This window comes from Rathayibacter sp. VKM Ac-2928, from assembly GCF_022815545.1.
Lineage (GTDB): Bacteria > Actinomycetota > Actinomycetes > Actinomycetales > Microbacteriaceae > Rathayibacter > Rathayibacter festucae.
Map to the genome: position 1 here is coordinate 146,930 of NZ_JALGRU010000004.1, position 21,667 is coordinate 168,596.

Consider the following 21,667-nt stretch of genomic DNA (forward strand, 5'->3'; position numbering starts at 1 on the left):
CGGAGGCGCATCCTTTGCCGAGTAACGATTCCTTCGTCCACCTGCACGTGCACAGCGAGTACTCGATGCTCGACGGTGCCGCCCGGGTCAAGCCGCTGATCGACGCGGCGGTGGAGGAGGGCATGCCGGCGATCGCCGTCACCGACCACGGCAACGTGTTCGGCGCCTTCGACTTCTGGCGCACCGCGACCGCGGCGGGGATCAAGCCGATCATCGGCACCGAGGCGTACATCACCCCCGGCACGCACCGCTCGGACAAGACCCGGATCCGCTGGGGCGACGGCGGCGGCGACGACGTCTCCGGCTCGGGCGCCTACACGCACATGACGCTGCTGAGCTCGACGACGACCGGCATGCACAACCTCTTCCGGCTCTCCTCGCGCGCCTCGATCGAGGGCTACTACTTCAAGCCCCGGATGGACCGCGAGATCCTCGCCGAGCACTCCGAGGGCCTCATCGCGACCACCGGCTGCCCGAGCGGCGAGGTGCAGACGCGCCTGCGCCTCGGGCAGTACAAGGAGGCGCGCCAGGCGGCCGCGGACTACCGCGACATCTTCGGCAAGGAGAACTACTTCGCCGAGATCATGGACCACGGCCTCGACATCGAGCGCCGCGTCATCGGCGACGTGATCCGGCTGGCGAAGGACCTCGATCTGCCGCTGGTGGCCACGAACGACCTGCACTACACCCACGCGCACGACGCCACCTCGCACGCGGCGCTGCTCTGCGTGCAGTCGGGCACCACGCTCGACGACCCCAAGCGCTTCAAGTTCGACGCGGACGAGTTCTACCTCAAGTCCCCGCGCGAGATGCGCCAGGTCTTCCGCGACCACCCCGAGGCCTGCGACAACACGCTGCTGATCGCCGAGCGCTGCGACGTGCAGTTCGACACCTCCGCGAACTACATGCCGCGCTTCCCTGTCCCCGAGGGCGAGACCGAGGACACCTGGTTCGTGAAGGAGGTCGAGGCCGGGCTCAACGAGCGCTATCCGGACGGGATCTCCCAGGAGGTGCGCGACCGCGCCGACTACGAGACCCGCGTCATCCTTCAGATGGGCTTCCCGGGCTACTTCCTCGTCGTCGCCGACTTCATCAACTGGTCCAAGCGCAACGGCATCCGCGTCGGCCCGGGCCGCGGCTCCGGAGCCGGCTCGATGGCCGCCTACGCGATGAAGATCACCGACCTCGACCCGCTGAAGCACGGCCTGATCTTCGAGCGCTTCCTCAACCCCGACCGCGTCTCGATGCCCGACTTCGACGTCGACTTCGACGACCGTCGCCGCGGCGAGGTCATCCGCTACGTCACCGACAAGTACGGCGACGAGCGCGTCGCGCAGATCGTCACCTACGGCACCATCAAGGCGAAGCAGGCGCTCAAGGACGCGTCGCGCGTGCTCGGCTTCCCGTTCGGGATGGGCGAGAAGCTGACCAAGGCGATGCCGCCCGCGATCATGGGCAAGGACATCCCGCTGACCGGGATCAACGACCCCGAGCACCCGCGCTACAAGGAGGCGCTCGACGTCCGGAACGTCATCGCCGAGGACCCGCAGGCGAAGCTCGTCTTCGAGACGGCCCTGGGCCTGGAGAACCTCAAGCGCCAGTGGGGCGTCCACGCGGCCGGCGTGATCATGTCGAGCGATCCGCTCAAGGACATCATCCCGATCATGAAGCGGGAGCAGGACGGCCAGATCGTCACGCAGTTCGACTACCCCGCGTGCGAGTCGCTCGGCCTGATCAAGATGGACTTCCTGGGGCTGCGGAACCTCACGATCATCGACGACGCCCTCGACAACATCCGCGCCAACCGCGGTCAGGACCTCGTCCTCGAGGACCTCGCGCTCGACGACCCGGCCGCCTACGAGCTGCTGGCCCGCGGCGACACGCTCGGCGTCTTCCAGCTCGACGGGGGGCCGATGCGCGGGCTCCTGCGCCTGATGAAGCCCGACAACTTCGAGGACATCTCCGCGGTCCTCGCGCTCTACCGGCCGGGCCCGATGGGTGCCGACTCGCACACCAACTACGCGCTGCGGAAGAACGGCGTCCAGGAGATCACCCCGATCCACCCGGAGCTCGAGGAGCCGCTCGCCGAGGTGCTCGGCGGCACCTACGGGCTGATCGTCTACCAGGAGCAGGTGATGTCGATCGCGCAGAAGCTCGCGGGCTTCACGCTGGCGCAGGCCGACCTGCTCCGCCGCGCGATGGGCAAGAAGAAGAAGTCCGAGCTGGACAAGCAGTTCGAGGGCTTCTCCGGCGGCATGGCCGACAACGGCTACTCGATGGCCGCGGTGAAGACCCTCTGGGACATCCTGCTGCCCTTCTCCGACTACGCGTTCAACAAGGCGCACTCGGCCGCGTACGGCGTCATCTCCTACTGGACCGCCTACCTCAAGGCGCACTTCCCCGCGGAGTACATGGCCGCGCTGCTCACCAGCGTCGGCGACTCCAAGGACAAGATGGCCGCCTACCTCAACGAGTGCCGACGGATGGGCATCAAGGTGCTGCCGCCGGACGTCAACGAGTCGATCGGCTTCTTCACCGCCGTGGGGCCCGACATCCGCTTCGGCCTCGGTGCCGTCCGCAACGTCGGGACCAACGTCGTCGAGGGCATCCGGGTCGCCCGGGAGGAGAAGGGGCGCTTCGAGTCGTTCCACGACTTCCTCCGCAAGGTGCCGCTCCCGGTCGCGAACAAGCGCACCATCGAGTCGCTGATCAAGGCGGGCGCGTTCGACTCGCTCGGCTCGACCCGGCGCGCGCTCGTCGAGGTGCACGAGGACGCGGTCGAGGCCGCCGTCGGCGAGAAGCGCAACGAGGCCAACGGCCAGGTCGGGTTCGACTTCGACAGCCTCTGGGACGAGCCGCAGGCCGCGATCCAGGTGCCGACCCGGCCGGAGTGGGCCAAGCGGGACAAGCTCGCCTTCGAGCGCGACATGCTCGGCCTCTACGTCTCCGATCACCCGCTCGCCGGGCTCGAGACGGAGCTGGCCAAGCACTACAGCACGACGATCGCCGACCTCCTGGTCTCGGAGTCGATCGGCGACGGCGAGACGGTGGTCGTCGCCGGACTCGTCACGAGCGTGCAGCACCGGATGGCGAAGGCCTCCGGCAACCAGTACGGGATGATCCAGGTCGAGGACTTCGGCGGCGAGATCACCTGCATGTTCATGGGCAAGGCGTACCAGGAGTTCGCTCCGGCGCTGACGAACGACTCCATCGTCGTCGTGCGCGGCCGCGTCAGCATGCGCGACGACGGCATGAACCTGCACGCGTTCAGCCTCTTCGCTCCCGAGATGAGCCAGGACGGCGACTCCGGGCCGCTGACCGTCTCGATGCCGGAGTCGCGTGCGACCACCGACACCGTCTCGCAGCTCAGCGACGTGCTCATCCGCCACTCCGGCCGCACAGAGGTCCGCCTCAAGCTGATCAAGGGCGACACGGCCCGCGTCTTCGAGGTCCCGTTCCCGGTCCGGATCACCCCGGACCTCTTCGGCGAGCTGAAGAGCCTGCTGGGTCCGAACTGCCTGTACTGAGCCGCGCCGACGCGGCGCGCGCTGCACATGCTGGTCGCGTAGCCGCGGAGCGGCGTCTCGAGACCCGGCGACCGGTGCGGGGCGGCGTCTCGAGATCGCGCTTGGACGGCGCGGGAGGCGCCCGCGGGGGAGCGGCGCGAGCGCGGCCGGTAGGCTGGGGCGGCCATGATTCAGACTCTCGATCTGCGGGGGCGACGTCCGTCCGCCGCCGAGCTCCTCGCCCTCGTTCCGCGCAATCCGGGCACCTCCGCCGCCGTCGGGCCCGTCGTCGCCGAGCTGATCGCCGACGTCCGCGCGCGCGGCGCCGAAGCGCTGCTCGAGCAGGCGGAGCGCCTCGACGGCGTCCGCCCGCCGCACCTGCGCGTGCCCGCCGAGGAGATCGCCGCGGCGGTCCGCGACCTCGACCCCGCGATCCGCGCGGCCCTCGAGGAGGCGATCGTCCGCGTCCGCAAGGCCAGCGCCGCGCAGATCCCGCCGGCCCGCACCACGGTGCTCGACGACGGCGCCACCGTCACCCAGCGCTGGCAGCCCGTCGGCCGCGCCGGCCTCTACGTCCCCGGCGGCAAGGCCGTCTACCCCTCCAGCGTGATCATGAACGCCGTGCCCGCCCAGGTCGCCGGCGTCGGCTCCGTCGCGATCGCCTCGCCACCGCAGAAGGCGTTCGGCGGCTCCGTGCACCCGACGATCCTCGCCGCCGCCGGGCTCCTCGGCGTCGACGAGGTCTACGCGATGGGCGGCGCGGGAGCGGTCGCCGCCCTCGCCTACGGTGTCGACTCCCTCGGCCTCGACCCGGTCAGCATCATCACCGGTCCCGGCAACGTCTGGGTCACCACCGCCAAGCGCCAGGTGCTCGGCCAGGTCGGCATCGACTCCGAGGCCGGACCCACCGAGATCCTCGTCATCGCCGACTCCAGCGCCGACCCGCGCCTGATCGCCGCCGACCTGGTCAGCCAGGCCGAGCACGACGAGGCCGCCTCCGCCGTGCTCGTCACCGACGATCCTGCCCTCGCCGAGGCCGTCGGCCGCGAGATCGTCGAGCAGGCCGGGCGCACCCAGCACTCCGAGCGCGTCGGCATCGCCCTCTCCGGTCCGCAGTCGGCCCTCGTGATCGTCGACGACCTCGAGATCGCCTGCGCGTTCAGCGACGCCTACGGCCCCGAGCACCTCGAGCTGCACACCGTCGACCCCGAGGCCACCGCCGAGCGGATCCACGACGCCGGCGCCGTCTTCCTCGGCCCGACCACCCCGGTGAGCCTCGGCGACTACCTGGCCGGTTCCAACCACGTGCTGCCGACCCTCGGGCAGGCGCGCTTCTCCTCCGGTCTCGGCGCGCACACCTTCCTCCGCCCGCAGCAGCTCGTCTCCTACGACCGCGCCGCCCTGCAGCGGGTCGCCCCGCACATCCGCGCGCTGAGCGACGCCGAGGCGCTCCCCGCGCACGGCGACGCCGTCGACGCCCGCTTCGCCTGACCTCGAGAGGCACCCGAGATGTTCTGCCCCTTCTGCCGGCACCCCGACTCCCGCGTGATCGACTCGCGCACCAGCGACGACGGCCTCTCCATCCGCCGCCGCCGCCAGTGCCCGTCCTGCGGCCGCCGCTTCTCCACCACCGAGACGGCGAGCCTCGTCGTGATCAAGCGCAGTGGAGTCGTGGAGCCGTTCAGCCGCGAGAAGATCGTCAGCGGCGTCCGGAAGGCCTGCCAGGGCCGCCCGGTGACCGACACCGACCTCGCCGTGCTCGCCCAGCGGGTCGAGGAGAACCTCCGCTCCACCGGCGCCTCGCAGATCGACGCGAACGACATCGGCCTCGCCATCCTCGTCCCCCTCCGCGAGCTGGACGAGGTCGCCTACCTGCGCTTCGCGAGCGTCTACCAGGCGTTCGACTCCCTCGACGACTTCGAGTCGGCGATCGCCCTGCTGCGCGCCGAGCGCCCCGCCGCCCTGCACACCGCCGACGAGCTGTGAGGGCCGCCGTGTACCCGCTGCTGTTCTCCACCGTGCTCAAGCGCCTCGATCCCGAGCGTGCGCACCACCTCGCCTTCCCGGTGATCCAGGCGCTCGGCCCCGTCGCCCCGCTCGTCCGCCGGCTCACCGTGCCGCGCGCCGACCTCTCGGTCGAGGCGCTCGGCCTGCGCTTCCGGACGCCGTTCGGCGTGGCCGCCGGCTTCGACAAGGACGCGACCGCCGTGCTCGGTCTCGGCGCGCTCGGCTTCGGCCACGTCGAGGTGGGCACGCTGACCGCCCGCGTCCAGCCCGGCAACGACCGCCCGCGTCTCTTCCGGCTGATCGCCGACCGCGCGCTGATCAACCGGATGGGCTTCAACAACCACGGCGCCCGTGCGGCGGCCGGTCGCCTCGCCCGCCTGCGCAGTGCCCGGGGCCGCCCCGTGATCGGCGTCAACATCGGCAAGAGCCGGGTGGTCGACGTCGACGACGCGGTCGAGGACTACCTGGTCAGCGCCCGGATGCTCGCGCCGCTCGCCGACTACCTGGTCGTCAACGTCAGCTCGCCGAACACCCCGGGTCTGCGCGGCCTGCAGGAGATCGACAAGCTCGAGCCGCTGCTCGCCGCGGTCGCCGAGGCGGCGGACACGACTCCGCTGCTGGTCAAGATCGCGCCGGACCTCTCGGACGAGGAGGTCGTCCGCGTCGCCGAGCTCGCGGTGCGCCTCGGCCTCGCCGGCGTCATCGCCACGAACACCACCCTGTCCCGCGAGGGACTGCGCACCGACCGCGCCGTCGTCGAGCGTGCGGGAGCGGGCGGGCTCTCCGGCGCTCCGCTCGCCGCGCGCGCACTCGAGGTGCTGCGGGTCATCCGCGGTGTCGTCCCCGCGGAGTTCTGCGTGATCTCCGTCGGGGGAGTGGACACCGCGGAGGACGTGCAGGAGCGGCTCGACGCCGGCGCGACGCTGGTGCAGGGCTACTCGGCGTTCGTCTTCCGCGGTCCGCTCTGGGGCCGTCAGATCAACCGCGGGCTCGCCAGGCTGCGCGCCGCGTAGTCCGAGGGCGCCGGGACCGGTCCGGCCTCTGCCGGCCCGGTTCGCGCCGCCGGGTCAGGCCGGGAACGCTCCGCGCTTGACCTGAGGCTTGGGCAGGCGCATCACGCGCAGCTGCAGGGCGCGCATCGCGGCGTACCACGGGATGCCCTTCTCGACCTTGTCGGCGCCGCCGAAGCGCTCGGCGAGCTTCTTCTTCAGGCGGCGGCCCAGCAGGATGCAGTCGAGGACGGCGAGCAGGAAGAACGCCCACAGGATGATCAGGGTGAGCGAGGCGAGCTCGGGCTGCGGGAAGAAGCTGATCAGCAGCACGACGACCATCACCGGGATGAGGAACTCGCCGAAGCTGAAGCGCGCGTCGACGTAGTCGCGGACGTACTTGCGCTGCGGGCCCTTGTCGCGCACCGGCAGGTAGCGCTGGTCGCCGGCGGCCATGCCGACGCGCGCCTGCTCGCGCAGCTCCGCGGTCTTCACGCGGGCGTCCCGCGCGGCCTGCTTGCGGTCGGTCACGACCAGCGGACGCTTGCGGGCGAGCTCCTGCTCGCGGCGCGTCGGGGTCGGCCGGCCCTTCCCGATGGCCGTCACGTCGGCGTCGTCGGGGGTGTCGGGTGCGATCGGGTGCTTGGCCACAGGGGAACGTCCTTGGAATCGAGGGTCTCTTAAGATTACCTCCATGGCTCACGACGCTCCGACTCCGTCCTCCACCCTGTCCGCCGCCGAGGAGGAGGTGCTCGCCGCCGTGCGCGACGACCTGCCCCGCTCGCTCGGCGAGCTCGGCCGGCTCGTCCGGATCCCCTCCGTCTCCTGGGACGGCTTCGACGCCACCCGCGTCGCCGTCAGCGCCGAGGCGATCGCCGAGCTCGCCCGGGAGACGGGTGTCTTCGACGAGGTCTCGATCCGCAGCTCCACCCTCGGCGACTCCGACCTCCTCGGTCAGCCCGCCGTCCTCGCGACGCGGGCCGCACGCAACGGCGCACCCACCGTCCTGCTCTACGCCCACCACGATGTCCAGCCGCAGGGGGCGGAGGAGGCGTGGGAGACGCCGCCGTTCGAGCCGACCGTGCGCGGCGACCGTCTCTACGGCCGCGGTGCCGCGGACGACAAGGCGGGCGTGGTCTCGCACCTCGCCGCCGTCCGGGCCCTGCGCCGGGTGGCGGGCGACGACCACGACCTCGGCCTCGTGCTCTTCATCGAGGGCGAGGAGGAGTTCGGTTCCCGCTCGTTCCCGACCTTCCTCCGCGAGCACCACGACGCGCTGCGGGCCGACGTGATCGTGGTCGCCGACAGCGACAACTGGGACATCGACACCCCCTCGCTCACCGTGGGCCTGCGCGGCAACGTCACGCTGACCCTCACCGTCCGCACCCTCGACCACGCCTCGCACTCGGGCATGCTCGGCGGCGCGGTGCCCGACGCGATGCTCGCGACGATCCGCCTCCTCGACACGCTCTGGAACGAGGACGGCTCGGTCGCGGTCACCGGGCTCACCGAGCACGACGGTGTGGTTCCGGAGACCACCGAGGAGGACCTGCGCCGCGACTCCGGCCTCCTCGACGGGGTCTCGCCGATCGGCTCCGGTCCCCTCCTCTCCCGGATCTGGTCGAAGCCGTCGATCACGGTCACCGGCATCGACGCGCCCAGCGTGGTGGACGCCTCCAACACCCTCAGCCCGTCGGTGCGGGTCAAGATCAGCGCCCGCATCGCTCCCGGCCAGGAGGCGCAGGAGGGCTTCACCGCCCTCGAGCGGCACCTGCGGGCGCACGCCCCGTTCGGCGCCCACCTCGAGATCGCCGACATCGACACGGGGGAGCCCTTCCTGGTCGACACCTCGGGCTGGGCCGTCGGCCTGGTCGAGCAGGCGATGGCCGACGCCTGGGGCCGTGCGCCGCTGGAGACCAGCGTCGGCGGCAGCATCCCCTTCATCGCCGACCTCGTGCGCGAGTTCCCGGACGCGCAGATCCTGGTCACCGGCGTCGAGGACCCGGACTCGCGCGCGCACAGCCCGAACGAGTCCCTCCACCTCGGCGTCTTCCAGCGCGCGGCGCAGACGGAGGCGCTGTTCCTGCTGCGCGCCGCCGAGCACCGGGCCTGAGCGATTCGGAATAGCCCGGCCCGCGCCCGGGTTGCCACCGTAGAATCGTCGGCAGCACGCCGTCCGATCCCGCCAGCGCTGTTCACGCTCGGCTCCGTTCCGACCGATCCCACCGAGGAGTGACATGTCCGACACGACACTGACCGCCAGCACCACCACCGCGGCGCACGGCGTCTCGATGACCCCCGTCGCCGCCGCGAAGGTGAAGAGCCTCCTCGAGCAGGAGGGCCGCGACGACCTGCGCCTGCGCGTCGCCGTCCAGCCCGGCGGCTGCTCCGGCCTGATCTACCAGCTCTACTTCGACGAGCGCACGCTCGACGGCGACGCGGCGGTCGAGTTCGAGGGCGTCGGCCTCGTCGTCGACAAAATGAGCGTCCCCTACCTCGACGGCGCCTCGATCGACTTCGAGGACACCATCCAGAAGCAGGGCTTCACCATCGACAACCCCAACGCCGGCGGCAGCTGCGCCTGCGGCGACAGCTTCCACTGATCACCCGCGGCGACACGCCGCACGGCCCGCTCGAACGGCGCCCGACTCCCCGCTCCGGCGGGCGGCCGGGCGCCGTTCGCCGTTGCAGCACCACTTCGGCGAGAGGTCAAGAGCGGGTGCCGATGCACTCCCTGCCGACGACGGCGGGTAGGCTAGGGCCGGTCTAATACAGTTTCGTGTGAACTGGTCCCCAGTCTTCCGAAAGGTCACCGGTGCGCTTCAATCGCCGTCTCCGCCGATGGGTCGCAGTACCCGTCGCAGGAGCTCTCGCCCTCGTCCTCGCGGGCTGCACGCAGGAGCAGCTGCAGGGCTGGCTCCCCACCGAACCCGGCACGACGAACCACGTCGACCGGGTCATCGGACTCTGGGTCACCTCCTGGATCGTCCTGCTCGCCGTGGGTGTCATCACCTGGGGCCTGACGATCTGGGCGGTCGTCGTCTACCGCCGCCGGAAGGGCCAGACCGGCCTCCCGGTGCAGCTGCGCTACAACATGCCGATCGAGATCTTCTACACGATCGTGCCGCTGATCCTCGTGATCGGCTTCTTCGCCTTCACCGCGCGCGACCAGGCCGCCATCGAGCAGGCCTACGACGACCCGGACGAGACCATCCAGGTGTACGGCAAGCAGTGGGCGTGGGACTTCAACTACGTCGACGAGGACGTCTATTCCGCAGGCATCCAGGGCCAGTACGAGGACAGCGCCGACGGCGCCGGCTCGCTGGTCGAGTCCGAGGTCCCGACGCTCTATCTGCCGGTGAACCAGAAGATCAAGATCCAGCTCGACGCCCGCGACGTCATCCACTCCTTCTGGGTCGTCGACTTCCTCTACAAGAAGGACATGATCCCCGGCAAGACGAACTACATGTACGTCACGCCGCTCAAGGAGGGGACCTACGCCGGCAAGTGCGCCGAGCTCTGCGGCGAGTACCACTCCGCGATGCTCTTCAACGTGAAGGTCGTCTCGCAGGGCGAGTATGACGACTACATCCAGTCGCTGCGCGATGCGGGCCAGACCGGCCAGCTCGGCGCCGAGTACGACCGCAACAGCAACCTGCCCGGCACCGGCGCGCCGGCCCGCACCGAGAACGAGGAGTAGAGGGAGCATGAGCACCGCCACAGCACCCGCCCCGTCCCGCTCATTCGGCACACCGCCGGTCGAGCGCAAGGCGAACGTCCTCGTTCGCTGGATGACGTCCACCGATCACAAGGTCATCGGGTACATGTACCTGATCACCTCGTTCATCTACTTCTGCATCGCGGGCGTGATGGCCCTGGTCATCCGCGCCCAGCTCTTCGAGCCCGGCCTCGCCGTGGTCGAGACCCGCGAGCAGTACAACCAGCTCTTCACGATGCACGGCACGATCATGCTGCTGATGTTCGCGACGCCGCTCTTCGCGGGCTTCGCCAACGTCCTCATGCCGCTGCAGATCGGCGCTCCGGACGTCGCGTTCCCGCGACTCAACGCGTTCGCCTACTGGCTCTACAGCTTCGGCTCGCTGATCGCGGTCGCCGGCTTCATCACCCCGCAGGGCGCCGCGTCCTTCGGCTGGTTCGCCTACGCGCCACTCTCGAGCACGACGTTCTCGCCAGGGCTCGGCGGCAATCTCTGGGTCTTCGGCCTGGCGCTGTCCGGCTTCGGCACGATCCTCGGTGCGGTGAACTTCATCACCACGATCATCACGATGCGCGCCCCCGGCATGACGATGTTCCGCATGCCGATCTTCACCTGGAACATCCTGGTGACGTCGATCCTCGTGCTGCTGGCCTTCCCGGTCCTCGCCGCCGCGATGTTCGCCCTCGGTGCCGACCGCGTGTTCGATGCGCACATCTACGACGCGGCCAACGGCGGCGTGCTGCTCTGGCAGCACCTGTTCTGGTTCTTCGGCCACCCCGAGGTGTACATCATCGCGCTGCCGTTCTTCGGCATCGTCTCCGAGGTCTTCCCGGTCTTCAGCCGCAAGCCGATCTTCGGCTACAAGACGCTGATCTACGCGACCATCGCGATCGCCGCTCTGTCCGTGACCGTGTGGGCGCACCACATGTACGTCACCGGCTCGGTCCTGCTGCCGTTCTTCTCGCTGATGACGATGCTCATCGCGGTCCCGACCGGCGTGAAGATCTTCAACTGGATCGGCACCATGTGGCGCGGATCGGTGACGTTCGAGACCCCGATGATCTGGGCGATCGGCTTCCTGATCACCTTCACCTTCGGTGGCCTTACCGGCGTCATCCTCGCGTCGCCGCCGCTGGACTTCCACGTGTCCGACTCGTACTTCGTCGTCGCGCACTTCCACTACGTGGTGTTCGGCACCGTCGTGTTCGCGATGTTCTCGGGCTTCTACTTCTGGTGGCCCAAGTGGACCGGCAAGATGCTGAACGAGACCCTGGGCAAGTGGCACTTCTGGCTGCTGTTCATCGGCTTCCACACCACCTTCCTCATCCAGCACTGGCTCGGAGTCGTGGGCATGCCCCGCCGCTACGCGAGCTACCTGCCCGAGGACGGCTTCACCTGGATGAACCAGTTGTCGACGATCGGCGCGATGATCCTCGCGGTCTCGCTCATCCCGTTCTTCCTCAACGTGTACATCACGGCCCGCAAGGCGCCGAAGGTCACGGTGAACGACCCATGGGGCTTCTCTCGCTCGCTCGAGTGGGCGACCTCCTGCCCGCCGCCCCGGCACAACTTCACCTCCATCCCGCGCATCCGCAGCGAGGCTCCGGCCTTCGACCTCAACCACCCCGAGGCCGGCATCCCCGTCGGCATCGGTCCGGCGAAGGACGCTCCGGACGCCCCCACGTACGACAAGTCCGAAGGCACGGTGAAGTAGGGCCATGCGCGCCAACGTCAATCTGTTCTGGCTGCTCGCCGGGTTCTTCCTCCTCGCGGACGTCACCTACATCCTCTGGTCGCTGATCGACACCGGCCAGGTCGAGTGGGTCGGCACCGTGGGCATCGCGCTCTCGTCGGTGCTGGGCGGCTTCATCGCCTTCTACGTCGGTCGGGTGCACAAGGCCCAGGGCGCCGAGCTGCCCGAGGACCGCCTCGACGCCGACATCGACGACGGTGATCCCGAGCTGGGCTTCTTCAGCCCGTGGAGCTGGTGGCCGCTGATCCTCGGCGGCTCCGCTGCGCTGGCCTTCCTCGGCCTCGCGGTCGGCTTCTGGATCACCTACATCGCGGTCGGCCTCTTCCTGGTCGCCATCGCCGGCTGGGTGTACGAGTACTACCGCGGGTACTTCGCCCGCTAGGCGGACTGCACGGCTCCGAGGGCCGGGTGCAGGAGGTTTCGATCTCCGGCACCCGGCCCTTTCGCGTGGCGCGAGGGAGCCCGCAGGGCGGGTCTGGGCGTCTGAGGTCTGCCTCCGAGCGTCCAACACACGGACGGGCGCGAAACAGGCTTTGAAGGGCCCCCTGAGGCCGCCCCGACTCCACTCGTGCTGTCACTGGGCCGCGAGCGGACCCGTCACGGGCCTCAGCCGACTGCCTGCATCCGTTCCGGGGAGTCTGGAAGGGCGGAGCACCCTTCATGCTGGTCGAGTAGCTCCGCAGGGGCGTACTGAGACCTGGCTTCCTCAGCAGGACGGGTCTGCAGGCTTGTGTTCTGAGGGTGGTGGATCTCGATACGCCGCGCTTCGCGGGCTACTCGATCAGCATCATCGACTCCGCGCGACAAGGGCGTTCGACAGAGGCACGCCGACGCGATGGTCCAGTAGCCCCCGCGGCGTGCCGAGAGCCGGTTCCTTCCGCAGTGCGGGTCTGCGGACTGCGTCTTCCGGCGTGGTTGGATCTCGATACGCGACCTGCGGTCGCTACTCGATCAGCATGGTTCCGAGCGCTGCCGTGCCGCTTCGCCTCGGGTGGGTGGGGGAGGAGCGTTCCTTGCTGGTCGAGTAGCCCCGCAGGGGCGTATCGAGACCAGCGGTCCTCAGCAGGGCGTGTCTGCAGACTCGTGTTCTGACGGTGGTGGATCTCGATACGCCCGCTGTGCGGGCTACTCGATCAGCATGAGGGCGGCGGTGCTGTTCTTGCTGGTCGAGTAGCCCCGCAGGGGCGTATCGAGACCCGGGGTCCTCAGGAGGGCGGGTCTGCAGAGTCATGTTCTGATGGTGGTGGATCTCGATACGCCCGCTGCGCGGGCTACTCGATCAGCATGAGGGTGGCCGTGCTGTCCATACTGGTCGAGTAGCCCCGCAGGGGCGTATCGAGCCCCGGGGTCCTCAGCAGGGCGGGTTTGCAGACTCGTGTTCTGGCGGTGGTGGATCTCGATACGCCCGCTGCGCGGGCTACTCGATCAGCATGAGGGCGGCCGTGCTGTCCATGCTGGTCGAACAGCCCCGTAGGGGCGTATCGAGACCAGGGTCCTCAGCAGGGCGGGTCCGCAGACTCGCGTTCTGACAGTGGTGGATCTCGATGTGCCCGCGGTGCGCGCTACTCAGTCAGCATGAGGGGGCGGACTCTGCCGTGCGGGGGTGCCGCTCGACCGGTGGTGTCCGCGCTCTGTGAGGGGTGGTCGAACAGGGGACGACGAAGGGCCCGGACGCTGTGCGTCCGGGCCCTTCGGGGGAGGAGTCAGTGCTCGCTGTGCGAGCTCTCGAGCTCCTTCTGGGTGACGGGGGTGATCCGGTCCTCGAAGAACCAGCGGGAGAGGCCGGCGCGCACGCGCTCCGGGGCGGTGATGCGGCCGCGGGAGTCCGGGCGGATCATGAGGGGCTCGTACTCCTCCTGGCCGACCAGCTTCCAGCGCTCGTACGCGTCGAGCTGCTGGTGCACCTCGATGAACTCGCCGCCGGGAAGGCGGACGATGCGACCGGACTCGAAGCCGTGCAGGGCGATCTCGCGGTCCTTCTTCTGCAGGGCGAGGCAGATGCGCTTCGTGACGAAGTACGCGATGACCGGACCGGCGAAGAGGAGGAACTGCAGGGCGTGGATGACGCCCTCCATCGTGAGGTGGAAGTGCGTCGCGATGATGTCGGAGGACGCCGCAGCCCAGAGGACGGCGTAGAACGTGACTCCGGCGGCACCGATCGCGGTGCGGGCCGCGGCGTTGCGCGGGCGGTCGAGCAGGTGGTGCTCGCGCTTGTCACCGGTGATCCAGGCCTCGAGGAACGGGTAGAGCAGGACGACGACGATGAACAGCCCGACCACGGAGAGCGGCAGGAGGATGTTGAACGAGATCGTGCCGAGGCCCGGGATCGCCCACTCGAGTCCCGGCGGGACCAGACGCAGGGCACCGTCGGCGAAGCCGATGTACCAGTCGGGCTGGGTGCCGGCGGAGACGGGAGAGGGGTCGTACGGGCCGTAGTTCCAGATCGGGTTGATCGTGAACAGCGAGGCGATGAGGACGACGACACCGAAGACGATGAAAAAGAATCCACCGGCCTTGGCGGCGTAGACCGGGAGCACCGGGTAGCCGACGACGTTCTGCTCGGTCTTGCCCGCACCCGGGAACTGGGTGTGCTTGTGGACGACCACGAACACGAGGTGCAGGGCGATGAACGCGAGCACCAGCGCCGGCAGCAGCAGGATGTGCAGCGTGTAGAGGCGGCCGACGATGTCGGTGCCGGGGAACTCGCCGCCGAAGAGGAGGAACGAGACCCAGGTTCCGACGATCGGGATGCCCTTGACCATGCCGTCGATGATGCGGAGGCCGTTGCCCGAGAGCAGGTCGTCCGGGAGGGAGTAGCCGGTGAAGCCCTCGGCCATCGCCAGGATGAAGAGGACGAAGCCGATGACCCAGTTGATCTCGCGGGGCTTGCGGAACGCGCCGGTGAAGAAGATGCGGAGCATGTGCAGGCCGATCGAGGCCACGAACAGCAGGGCCGCCCAGTGGTGGATCTGGCGCATCAGCAGGCCGCCGCGGATGTCGAACGAGATGTCGAGCGACGAGGCCATCGCCGCGGACATCTCGATGCCCTTGAGCGGCAGGTAGCTGCCCTCGTAGTGCGTCTCGACCATGGAGGCCTGGAAGAAGAAGGTGAGGAAGGTGCCCGACAGCAGGATGATCACGAAGCTGTAGAGCGCGACCTCGCCGAGGAGGAACGACCAGTGGTCCGGGAAGATCTTGCGGCCGAACTCCTTGACGACCGCCGAGATGCTCGTGCGCTCGTCGATGTAGTTCGACGCGGCCCCGACGTAGCCCTTCTGCAGCTTGCCGCTGCCGAGGATGACGCCGTCGCCGGGCTCCGCGGGCGACGCCGCGGGGCGGGAAGGTGTGGTGGTGGACATGTGTGTCATCGCTCCCAGAAGGATGGTCCGACCGGCTCCGTGAAGTCGCTGCGGGCGACCAGGTATCCGTCGGCGTCGATGGTGATGGGGAGCTGCGGAAGCGGGCGCTTCGCAGGACCGAAGATGACCTCGGCCTCGCGCTTGATGTCGAACTGCGACTGGTGGCACGGGCACAGGAGGTGGTGGGTCTGCTGCTCGTACAGCGCCACGGGGCAGCCGACGTGCGTGCAGATCTTGGAGTAGGCGACGATGCCGTCGTAGTTCCAGGTCTCGCGACCCTCGCTGACGGTCAGGTCCTCGGGCTTCAGGCGCATCAGGAGGACGGCGGCCTTGGCCTTCTCCTCCAGCTTGCCCTCGACCTCGTCGAGTCCCTCGGGGATGACGTGGAAGGCGGAGCCCAGCGTGACGTCCGATGCGAGGATCGGCGCTCCGGAGGGGTCCAGGGTGAGCCGCGTGCCCTCGCGCCACATCGTGGTCTTGAGGAGGGCGACGGGGTTCTGGTCCTGCGGTCCGAGGCCTCGGAACAGGATCACGGCGGGCAGGGGGAAGACGATCAGCGAGCCGATGAGGCTGTTGCGGATCAGCGAGCGCCGGCCGAAGCCGGACTCCTTGTCGGACTGGTCGAAGATCTCGAGCGCGCGGGCACGGGTGTCCTCCGCGCTGCGGACGGGGTGGCGGATGTCGATGCCCTCGTGGTCGGACATCAGCTGCTTGCCCCAGTGGACGGCGGCGATGCCGATGCCCAGGAGTGCCAGCGACATGCCGAGGCCGATGAACAGCGTGTTCAGCCGGACCGACTCGATGTTCTCCGTGATCGGGAACGCCATGTAGGCGGCCACCGCGAAGATCGAGCCCGCGAAGGAGAGGTAGAAGAGCGTGTAGACCGTGCGCTCGGCCCGCTTCGCGACCTTGGGGTCGACGTCGGTCATCCGGGGGCGGTGCGGCGGGAGGCCCGGGTCCTGGACGCGGTCCCGCGTCACGACCGCGGTGCCGGCCGGAGCACTCCCGTGCCCGGTGGCCGACGAGGTGGCGAGGTCGGTGCCACCCTCATCGTGCTCTGCCATGGTTCTCCTTTTCACGCCGTGTCGACGCCGCTCGGCGTCGTGGGGGTCGAGCGCCCGCCAGGGCGCCGGTGTCTGCTAGTTGGATCGTGCGGTGATCCACACCGTCAGGGCGACGATGGAACCGAGTCCGAAGATCCAGAGGAAGAGGCCTTCGGCGACGGGGCCGAGGGAGCCCAGGGCGAATCCGCCCGGGGAGGGGTTGGCCTCGATGTACTTGAGGTAGGAGATGATGTCGCGCTTGTCTTCCGGCGAGATGTTGAGGTCGTTGAAGACCGGCATGTTCTGCGGGCCGGTGACCATCGCCTCGTAGATGTGCGCCTCGGTGACGCCGCCCAGCGGGGGAGCGAACTTGCCCTCGGTCAGGGCGCCGCCGGCGCCGGCCACGTTGTGGCACATCGCGCAGTTGATCCGGAAGAGCTCGGCGCCGTTGGCCGAGTCGCCCTGGGCGTCGAGGACCTCGCCGCTGGGGATGGCGGGGCCGGGCGCCAGCGAGGCGACGTAGGCCGCCAGCTCGGCGACCTGGTCGTCGGTGAACTGCACCGGCTTCTCGAGGGCCTGCGGGCCGTGCATCTGCATCGGCATGCGGCCGGTGCCGACCTGGAAGTCGACCGAGGCGGCGCCGACGCCGATCAGCGACGGGGCGTTGTCGGTGCCCGCGGCGTCGAGGCCGTGGCAGGTGGCGCAGTTGGCGGCGAAGAGCTTCGAGCCCTCGTCGATCGTCTGCTGGCTGGTGGCCGAGGTCTCCGCGGAGGCGGAGGTCGCGACGCCGACGGCCGCGTAGGTGCCGCCGGTGAGGCCGAGGCCGATCGCGATCAGGGCCAGCGTGGCCAGGGGGTGACGGCGACCCTTCTTGGCGCGGCTCTTCGTCTTCGGGGAGGCCATCGAGGCAACCTTCCTGCGGGGTTCGGGAGTGTGGTGGGGCATGGAGGCGGCTGGCCTCACTTCAGGAAGTAGATGACGACGAAGAGGCCGACCCAGACGACGTCGACGAAGTGCCAGTAGTAGGACACGACGATCGCGCTGGTCGCCTCCTTGTGGCCGAAGTTCTTGACGGCGAAGGCGCGGCCGATGACGAGCAGGAAGGCGATGAGCCCGCCGGTCACGTGCAGGGCGTGGAAGCCGGTGGTGAGGTAGAACGCGGAGCCGTAGGCGTTGCTCGAGAGCGTGACGCCCTCCGAGACGAGGGTCGCGTACTCGAGGACCTGGCCGCAGACGAAGACCGCTCCGAGGGCGTAGGTGAGGAAGAACCACTCGACCATGCCCCACTTGAACGGGCTGAGCCCGGTGGACCGGGGCTGCAGGCGCTCGGCGGCGAAGACGCCGAACTGGCAGGTGAACGACGAGGCGACCAGGATCACCGTGTTGACGCTCGCATAGGGGACGTTCAGGATGCTGGTCTCGGCCGACCACAGCTCCGGTGAGGTGCTGCGGAGGGTGAAGTAGATCGCGAACAGGCCCGCGAAGAACATGACCTCGCTGCCCAGCCAGACGATCGTTCCGACCGCGACCGGGTTGGGTCGGTTCACTGCGGGCACGGTGGCCGTGGGGGAGAGAGAGGTGCTCGTCACACAGACCATTATGGACGATCGCAAGGGGGGGAACTCCCACTTCCCGTGGGGCCTTCGTAGTCGCATAATCTGAGAGCCATGTCGGAAACCCTGTCCTGGCCGCTCATTCTCGGCTCCCTCCTCGACTCCTCCGATCTCTCGGTGTCGGAGGCGACCTGGGCCATGGAGCGGGTGATGCAGGGCGAGGCCACGCCGGCGCAGCTCGCGGGCCTGCTGATCGCGCTGCGCGCCAAGGGCGAGACGGTCGACGAGATCGTCGGCTTCCGCGACGCGATCCTCGAGCACGCGGTGCCGCTGGACGTGGATCCGATGGCCCTCGACATCGTCGGGACCGGCGGGGACCGCTTCGGCACGGTCAACATCTCCTCCACCGCGTCGATCATCGCGGCGGCCGCGGGAACGCCGGTCATCAAGCACGGGAACCGCGCGGCGTCCTCCTCATCGGGCTCCTCCGACGTGCTCGCGGCGCTCGGCGTCGATCTGACGCTCTCCGCCGACCGGGTGGCCGAGGTGTTCCGCCGGACGGGGATCGCCTTCGTCTTCGCCGCGATGTTCCACCCGGGGTTCCGCCACGCCGGGCCCGTGCGGGCCGAGCTGGGCGTGCCGACCGTCTTCAACTTCCTCGGGCCGCTCTGCAACCCGGCGCGGCCGGAGGCGTCCGCCGTCGGGGTCGCGCACCTGGACCGGGTCCCGCTCTTCGTCGGGGTGTTCCAGACCCGCGGTGCGACCGCGCTCGTCTTCCGCGGCGACGACGGTCTCGACGAGCTGACCACCACTGGACACAGCCACATCTGGGAGGTCTCGCGCGGCTCGGTCGTCGAGCACGACCTCGACCCGCGCGACCTCGGCCTGCGCCGCGCGAGCATCGACCAGCTCCGCGGGCGCGACGCCGCCTACAATGCGCAGGTGGTGCGCTCGGTCCTGGCCGGCGAGGAGGGGCCGGTGCGGGACATCGTGCTGCTGAACGCGGCGGCGGGACTGATCGCGTTCGATCTGGCGCGCGACCCGGGGCTGATCCGGACGGCGATCCTCGACCGCCTCCGCTCGGCGCTCGACCGCGCCGCGCAGGCGGTCGACTCGGGTGCCGCGACGGCGAAGCTGGACCAGTGGGTCGAGGAGACCCGGCGCGGCGCCTGAGCCGCGCGGCCGGGCCTGCGCGAGCCGGGACGGCGGGCGTAACGTGGAGCCGCTGTCCGCGACGGAGCGGAGCGCCCTGGAGGAGACCTCGATGAAGAAGCTCATCAACGACCCGAAGAACGTCGTCGCGGAGTCCGTGGCCGGATTCGGCCTCGCGCACGCCGACCTGGTGCGGGTCGAGCCCGATCCGCTGTTCGTGGTGCGCATCGACGCTCCTCGGCAGGGGAAGGTCGGCATCGTCAGCGGCGGCGGCAGCGGGCACGAGCCCCTGCACGCCGGCTTCGTCGGCGTCGGCATGCTCGATGCCGCAGTGCCCGGGCCCGTGTTCACCTCGCCCACTCCCGATCCGATCGTCGCCGCCACGAAGGCGGTCGACGGCGGTGCGGGCGTCCTGCACATCGTGAAGAACTACACCGGCGACGTGCTCAACTTCGAGACGGCGGCCGACCTGGCCCTCGCCGACGACGTGGAGGTCCGCTCGGTGATCGTCGACGACGACGTGGCCGTCAAGGACTCCCTCTACACGGCGGGGCGCCGCGGCGTGGCCGGGACCGTGATGGTGGAGAAGATCGCCGGAGCGGCGGCCGAGCGCGGCGACTCGCTGGACGAGGTGGCGGCGATCGCCGAGACGGTGATCGCGAACGTCCGCTCGATGGGCGTCGCGCTGCGGCCCTGCACGGTGCCGCACGCGGGGGAGCCGAGCTTCGAGCTGGCCGAGGACGAGATCGAGATCGGCATCGGCATCCACGGCGAGCCCGGCCGCGAGCGGATCCCGCTCGAGCCGGCCGACCGGATCGTCGACCGCCTGCTCGCGCCGATCCTCGAGGACCTGCCCTTCTCCTCCGGCGACGACGTGCTCCTCTTCGTCAACGGACTGGGCGGCACCCCGCAGGTCGAGCTCTACCTCGTCTACCGGCGAGCCGCGGAGGTGCTGGCCGAGAAGGGCGTGACGGTGCGGCGCAGCCTGGTCGGCAGCTACGTCACCTCGCTGGAGATGCAGGGGGTCTCGATCACGCTGCTGAAGCTGGACGACGCGCTGACGGAGCTCTGGGACGCACCGGTGCAGACCGCGGCGCTGCGCTGGGGGCGCTGAGCGGCCCCGAGCAGAGGGCGGGCGCCCGGCCCGGACAGCGGCGCGCACACGACGACACGACCGCACGACGACACGACGGTCGCAGAGGCGACACAGGGAAAGAGGACGGATCGATGCAGGACGGACAGGGAGCGCAGGGGCTCGACGCGGCATGGGCGGTGGTGTGGATCCGGGCCGCGGCGCAGGCGGTCTCGGAGCACCGGGTGGAGCTGATCACGCTCGACCGCGCGATCGGCGACGGCGACCACGGCGAGAACATGGACCGCGGCTTCCAGGCCGTGGTCGCGAAGCTCGACGCGGCTGCCGAGCTCGCGACTCCGGCCGAGGTGCTCAAGCTGGTGGCGACCACGCTGATCTCGACGGTGGGCGGAGCCTCCGGGCCGCTGTTCGGCACCGCGTTCCTCAAGGCGTCCGGCGCGGTCACCGGGCAGGAGTCGCTCGACGGTGCCGCGGTCGCGGCCCTGCTCGCGGCGGCGCGCGACGGGATCGTGCTGCGCGGCAAGGCCGAGGTCGGCGACAAGACGATGGTGGACGCGTGGACGCCGGCGGTCGAGGCCGCGCAGGCCGCCTCGGCCGACGGCTCCTCGGCGGCCGCCGTGCTCGCCGCGGCAGCGGACGCGGCACAGGGCGGAGCGGAGTCGACCGACCCGCTCGTCGCACGGAAGGGCCGGGCGAGCTACCTGGGCGAGCGGGCCGTCGGGCACCGCGATCCGGGCAGCGTGTCGAGCGTCCTGCTGCTGCGCGCCGCGGCCGAGGCGGCGGCGTGAGCGTCGGGCTCGTCCTCGTCTCGCACAGCGCGCGACTGGCCGAGGGACTCGTGGATTTGGCGGCGCAGATGGCGCCCGACGTCGCGCTGATCGCCGCGGGCGGCACGGACGACGGCGGGATCGGGACGAGCTTCGAGCGGATCACCGCGGCGCTGGCCGAGGCCGACTCCGGCGAGGGCGCCGTAGTGCTCTGCGACCTCGGCTCGGCGATCATGACCGCGGAGACCGCGGTGGAGTTCCTGGACGACGAGGCGCGGGAGCGGGTCCGGATCGCGGACGCGCCGCTCGTGGAGGGTGCCGTGGCGGCGGCCGTGGCGGCGGGCACCGGTGCCGCGCTGGCGGACGTGCTCGCGGCGGCGGAGTCGGCGCGGGGCGCGCTGCTCGCCGAGTCGCCCGCGGCCCCCGCCGAGTCGGCGAGCGTGCGGCGGACGGTGCGGCTGATCAACCCGAACGGGCTGCACGCCCGGCCGGCCGCCGACTTCGTCACCCTCGCCACCCGCTTCGACGCGCGGATCGACGTGAACGGCAAGGACGCGACGAGCCTGCTCGGCGTGATGTCGCTCGGGCTCGACCGCGGCGACGAGGTCGCGATCTCGGCGACCGGCGCCGAGGCGGAGGAGGCCGTGGGGCGGCTCGCCGACCTGGTCGAGTCGGGCTTCGGCGAGGTCTAGCCGCCCAGGGCTCAGGGAGTCGCGGAAGGCGCCTC

18 protein-coding genes are annotated in these 21,667 nt (G+C 70.1%); 13 read left to right on the top strand and 5 right to left on the bottom strand.

Annotated elements, in window-relative coordinates:
* Nucleotides 1-65: 65 nt before the first annotated feature.
* The 4 genes from dnaE (at nucleotide 66) to MT350_RS15230 (ending at nucleotide 6,526) form a co-directional block, all read left to right on the top strand.
* Complete coding sequence (gene dnaE / locus MT350_RS15215) at nucleotides 66-3,527, top strand: DNA polymerase III subunit alpha (protein ID WP_243600275.1); 3,462 nt, start codon at nucleotides 66-68, stop codon at nucleotides 3,525-3,527.
* A gap of 165 nt (nucleotides 3,528-3,692) precedes the next feature.
* Nucleotides 3,693-4,997, top strand: a complete 1,305-nt coding sequence (gene hisD / locus MT350_RS15220; protein ID WP_243599899.1) for a histidinol dehydrogenase — start codon at nucleotides 3,693-3,695, stop codon at nucleotides 4,995-4,997.
* An 18-nt stretch (nucleotides 4,998-5,015) separates the two neighbouring features.
* Nucleotides 5,016-5,492 (top strand): transcriptional regulator NrdR, encoded by a 477-nt coding sequence (gene nrdR / locus MT350_RS15225; protein WP_123446147.1) that lies wholly within the window; start codon nucleotides 5,016-5,018, stop codon nucleotides 5,490-5,492.
* An 8-nt stretch (nucleotides 5,493-5,500) separates the two neighbouring features.
* Nucleotides 5,501-6,526: a quinone-dependent dihydroorotate dehydrogenase gene (locus tag MT350_RS15230; RefSeq protein WP_243600276.1), complete on the top strand. Its 1,026-nt coding sequence runs from the start codon at nucleotides 5,501-5,503 to the stop codon at nucleotides 6,524-6,526.
* A 54-nt stretch (nucleotides 6,527-6,580) separates the two neighbouring features.
* On the opposite strand, the gene MT350_RS15235 is transcribed toward MT350_RS15230, so the two are convergent.
* Nucleotides 6,581-7,153 carry a DUF3043 domain-containing protein gene (locus MT350_RS15235; protein ID WP_243587142.1) on the bottom strand — a complete coding sequence of 191 codons (573 nt, stop codon included), beginning with the start codon at nucleotides 7,151-7,153 and terminating at the stop codon, nucleotides 6,581-6,583.
* Nucleotides 7,154-7,196: 43 nt separating this feature from the next.
* Between MT350_RS15235 and MT350_RS15240 the strand changes: the two genes are divergently transcribed.
* The 5 genes from MT350_RS15240 to MT350_RS15260 all read left to right on the top strand — a co-directional run bounded on the left by MT350_RS15240 (nucleotide 7,197) and on the right by MT350_RS15260 (nucleotide 12,355).
* Nucleotides 7,197-8,615: a dipeptidase gene (locus MT350_RS15240; protein ID WP_243616239.1), complete on the top strand. Its 1,419-nt coding sequence runs from the start codon at nucleotides 7,197-7,199 to the stop codon at nucleotides 8,613-8,615.
* Between the two features lie 124 nt (nucleotides 8,616-8,739).
* Nucleotides 8,740-9,105 carry an iron-sulfur cluster insertion protein ErpA gene (erpA, locus tag MT350_RS15245; RefSeq protein ID WP_123446151.1) on the top strand — a complete coding sequence of 122 codons (366 nt, stop codon included), beginning with the start codon at nucleotides 8,740-8,742 and terminating at the stop codon, nucleotides 9,103-9,105.
* Between the two features lie 212 nt (nucleotides 9,106-9,317).
* The gene (gene coxB / locus MT350_RS15250; RefSeq protein ID WP_123446152.1) at nucleotides 9,318-10,202 is read left to right on the top strand and encodes a cytochrome c oxidase subunit II; all 885 of its coding nucleotides are present in this window, start codon (nucleotides 9,318-9,320) and stop codon (nucleotides 10,200-10,202) included.
* Nucleotides 10,203-10,209: 7 nt separating this feature from the next.
* Complete coding sequence (gene ctaD / locus MT350_RS15255; RefSeq protein WP_123446153.1) at nucleotides 10,210-11,934, top strand: cytochrome c oxidase subunit I; 1,725 nt, start codon at nucleotides 10,210-10,212, stop codon at nucleotides 11,932-11,934.
* 4 nt (nucleotides 11,935-11,938) lie between these two features.
* Nucleotides 11,939-12,355, top strand: a complete 417-nt coding sequence (locus MT350_RS15260) for a cytochrome c oxidase subunit 4 (protein WP_123446154.1) — start codon at nucleotides 11,939-11,941, stop codon at nucleotides 12,353-12,355.
* A gap of 1,321 nt (nucleotides 12,356-13,676) precedes the next feature.
* Here MT350_RS15260 and MT350_RS15265 read toward each other — a convergent pair.
* The 4 genes from MT350_RS15265 to MT350_RS15280 form a co-directional block, all read right to left on the bottom strand.
* A complete protein-coding gene (locus MT350_RS15265; RefSeq protein WP_243616240.1) occupies nucleotides 13,677-15,332 on the bottom strand; it encodes a ubiquinol-cytochrome c reductase cytochrome b subunit in 1,656 nt (551 codons plus the stop codon).
* A gap of 5 nt (nucleotides 15,333-15,337) precedes the next feature.
* Nucleotides 15,338-16,396, bottom strand: a complete 1,059-nt coding sequence (locus tag MT350_RS15270) for a ubiquinol-cytochrome c reductase iron-sulfur subunit (RefSeq protein WP_123735879.1) — start codon at nucleotides 16,394-16,396, stop codon at nucleotides 15,338-15,340.
* Between the two features lie 75 nt (nucleotides 16,397-16,471).
* On the bottom strand, nucleotides 16,472-17,278 hold the full coding sequence (locus MT350_RS15275; RefSeq protein ID WP_123735878.1) for a c-type cytochrome: 807 nt from the start codon (nucleotides 17,276-17,278) through the stop codon (nucleotides 16,472-16,474).
* A gap of 56 nt (nucleotides 17,279-17,334) precedes the next feature.
* Nucleotides 17,335-17,973 carry a heme-copper oxidase subunit III gene (locus tag MT350_RS15280; protein ID WP_123446158.1) on the bottom strand — a complete coding sequence of 213 codons (639 nt, stop codon included), beginning with the start codon at nucleotides 17,971-17,973 and terminating at the stop codon, nucleotides 17,335-17,337.
* A gap of 69 nt (nucleotides 17,974-18,042) precedes the next feature.
* On the opposite strand from MT350_RS15280, the gene trpD reads away from it, so the two are divergent.
* From trpD to dhaM, 4 genes are all read left to right on the top strand, one after another.
* Nucleotides 18,043-19,101, top strand: coding sequence for an anthranilate phosphoribosyltransferase (gene trpD, locus MT350_RS15285; protein WP_123735877.1), 1,059 nt, complete (start codon nucleotides 18,043-18,045; stop codon nucleotides 19,099-19,101).
* A 91-nt stretch (nucleotides 19,102-19,192) separates the two neighbouring features.
* Nucleotides 19,193-20,194, top strand: a complete 1,002-nt coding sequence (dhaK, locus tag MT350_RS15290) for a dihydroxyacetone kinase subunit DhaK (protein ID WP_243616241.1) — start codon at nucleotides 19,193-19,195, stop codon at nucleotides 20,192-20,194.
* Nucleotides 20,195-20,307: 113 nt separating this feature from the next.
* Entirely contained in the window at nucleotides 20,308-20,961 is a 654-nt protein-coding gene (gene dhaL, locus MT350_RS15295) for a dihydroxyacetone kinase subunit DhaL (RefSeq protein WP_243616242.1), read from the top strand.
* The gene (gene dhaM, locus MT350_RS15300; protein WP_243599906.1) at nucleotides 20,958-21,632 is read left to right on the top strand and encodes a dihydroxyacetone kinase phosphoryl donor subunit DhaM; all 675 of its coding nucleotides are present in this window, start codon (nucleotides 20,958-20,960) and stop codon (nucleotides 21,630-21,632) included. The genes dhaL and dhaM overlap by 4 nt, the downstream gene beginning before the upstream one ends.
* The last annotated feature ends 35 nt before the right edge of the window (nucleotides 21,633-21,667 follow it).

What these genes read in the sequence shown, in the direction of transcription:
- dnaE (WP_243600275.1), top strand. Translation starts at nt 66, where the DNA reads ATGCTCGACGGTGCCGCCCGGGTCAAGCCGCTGATCGACGCGGCGGTG.
- hisD (WP_243599899.1), top strand. Translation starts at nt 3,693, where the DNA reads ATGATTCAGACTCTCGATCTGCGGGGGCGACGTCCGTCCGCCGCCGAG.
- nrdR (WP_123446147.1), top strand. Translation starts at nt 5,016, where the DNA reads ATGTTCTGCCCCTTCTGCCGGCACCCCGACTCCCGCGTGATCGACTCG.
- MT350_RS15240 (WP_243616239.1), top strand. Translation starts at nt 7,197, where the DNA reads ATGGCTCACGACGCTCCGACTCCGTCCTCCACCCTGTCCGCCGCCGAG.
- erpA (WP_123446151.1), top strand. Translation starts at nt 8,740, where the DNA reads ATGTCCGACACGACACTGACCGCCAGCACCACCACCGCGGCGCACGGC.
- ctaD (WP_123446153.1), top strand. Translation starts at nt 10,210, where the DNA reads ATGAGCACCGCCACAGCACCCGCCCCGTCCCGCTCATTCGGCACACCG.
- MT350_RS15260 (WP_123446154.1), top strand. Translation starts at nt 11,939, where the DNA reads ATGCGCGCCAACGTCAATCTGTTCTGGCTGCTCGCCGGGTTCTTCCTC.
- MT350_RS15265 (WP_243616240.1), bottom strand. Translation starts at nt 15,332, where the DNA reads ATGTCCACCACCACACCTTCCCGCCCCGCGGCGTCGCCCGCGGAGCCC.
- MT350_RS15270 (WP_123735879.1), bottom strand. Translation starts at nt 16,396, where the DNA reads ATGGCAGAGCACGATGAGGGTGGCACCGACCTCGCCACCTCGTCGGCC.
- MT350_RS15275 (WP_123735878.1), bottom strand. Translation starts at nt 17,278, where the DNA reads ATGGCCTCCCCGAAGACGAAGAGCCGCGCCAAGAAGGGTCGCCGTCAC.
- MT350_RS15280 (WP_123446158.1), bottom strand. Translation starts at nt 17,973, where the DNA reads ATGGTCTGTGTGACGAGCACCTCTCTCTCCCCCACGGCCACCGTGCCC.
- trpD (WP_123735877.1), top strand. Translation starts at nt 18,043, where the DNA reads ATGTCGGAAACCCTGTCCTGGCCGCTCATTCTCGGCTCCCTCCTCGAC.
- dhaK (WP_243616241.1), top strand. Translation starts at nt 19,193, where the DNA reads ATGAAGAAGCTCATCAACGACCCGAAGAACGTCGTCGCGGAGTCCGTG.
- dhaL (WP_243616242.1), top strand. Translation starts at nt 20,308, where the DNA reads ATGCAGGACGGACAGGGAGCGCAGGGGCTCGACGCGGCATGGGCGGTG.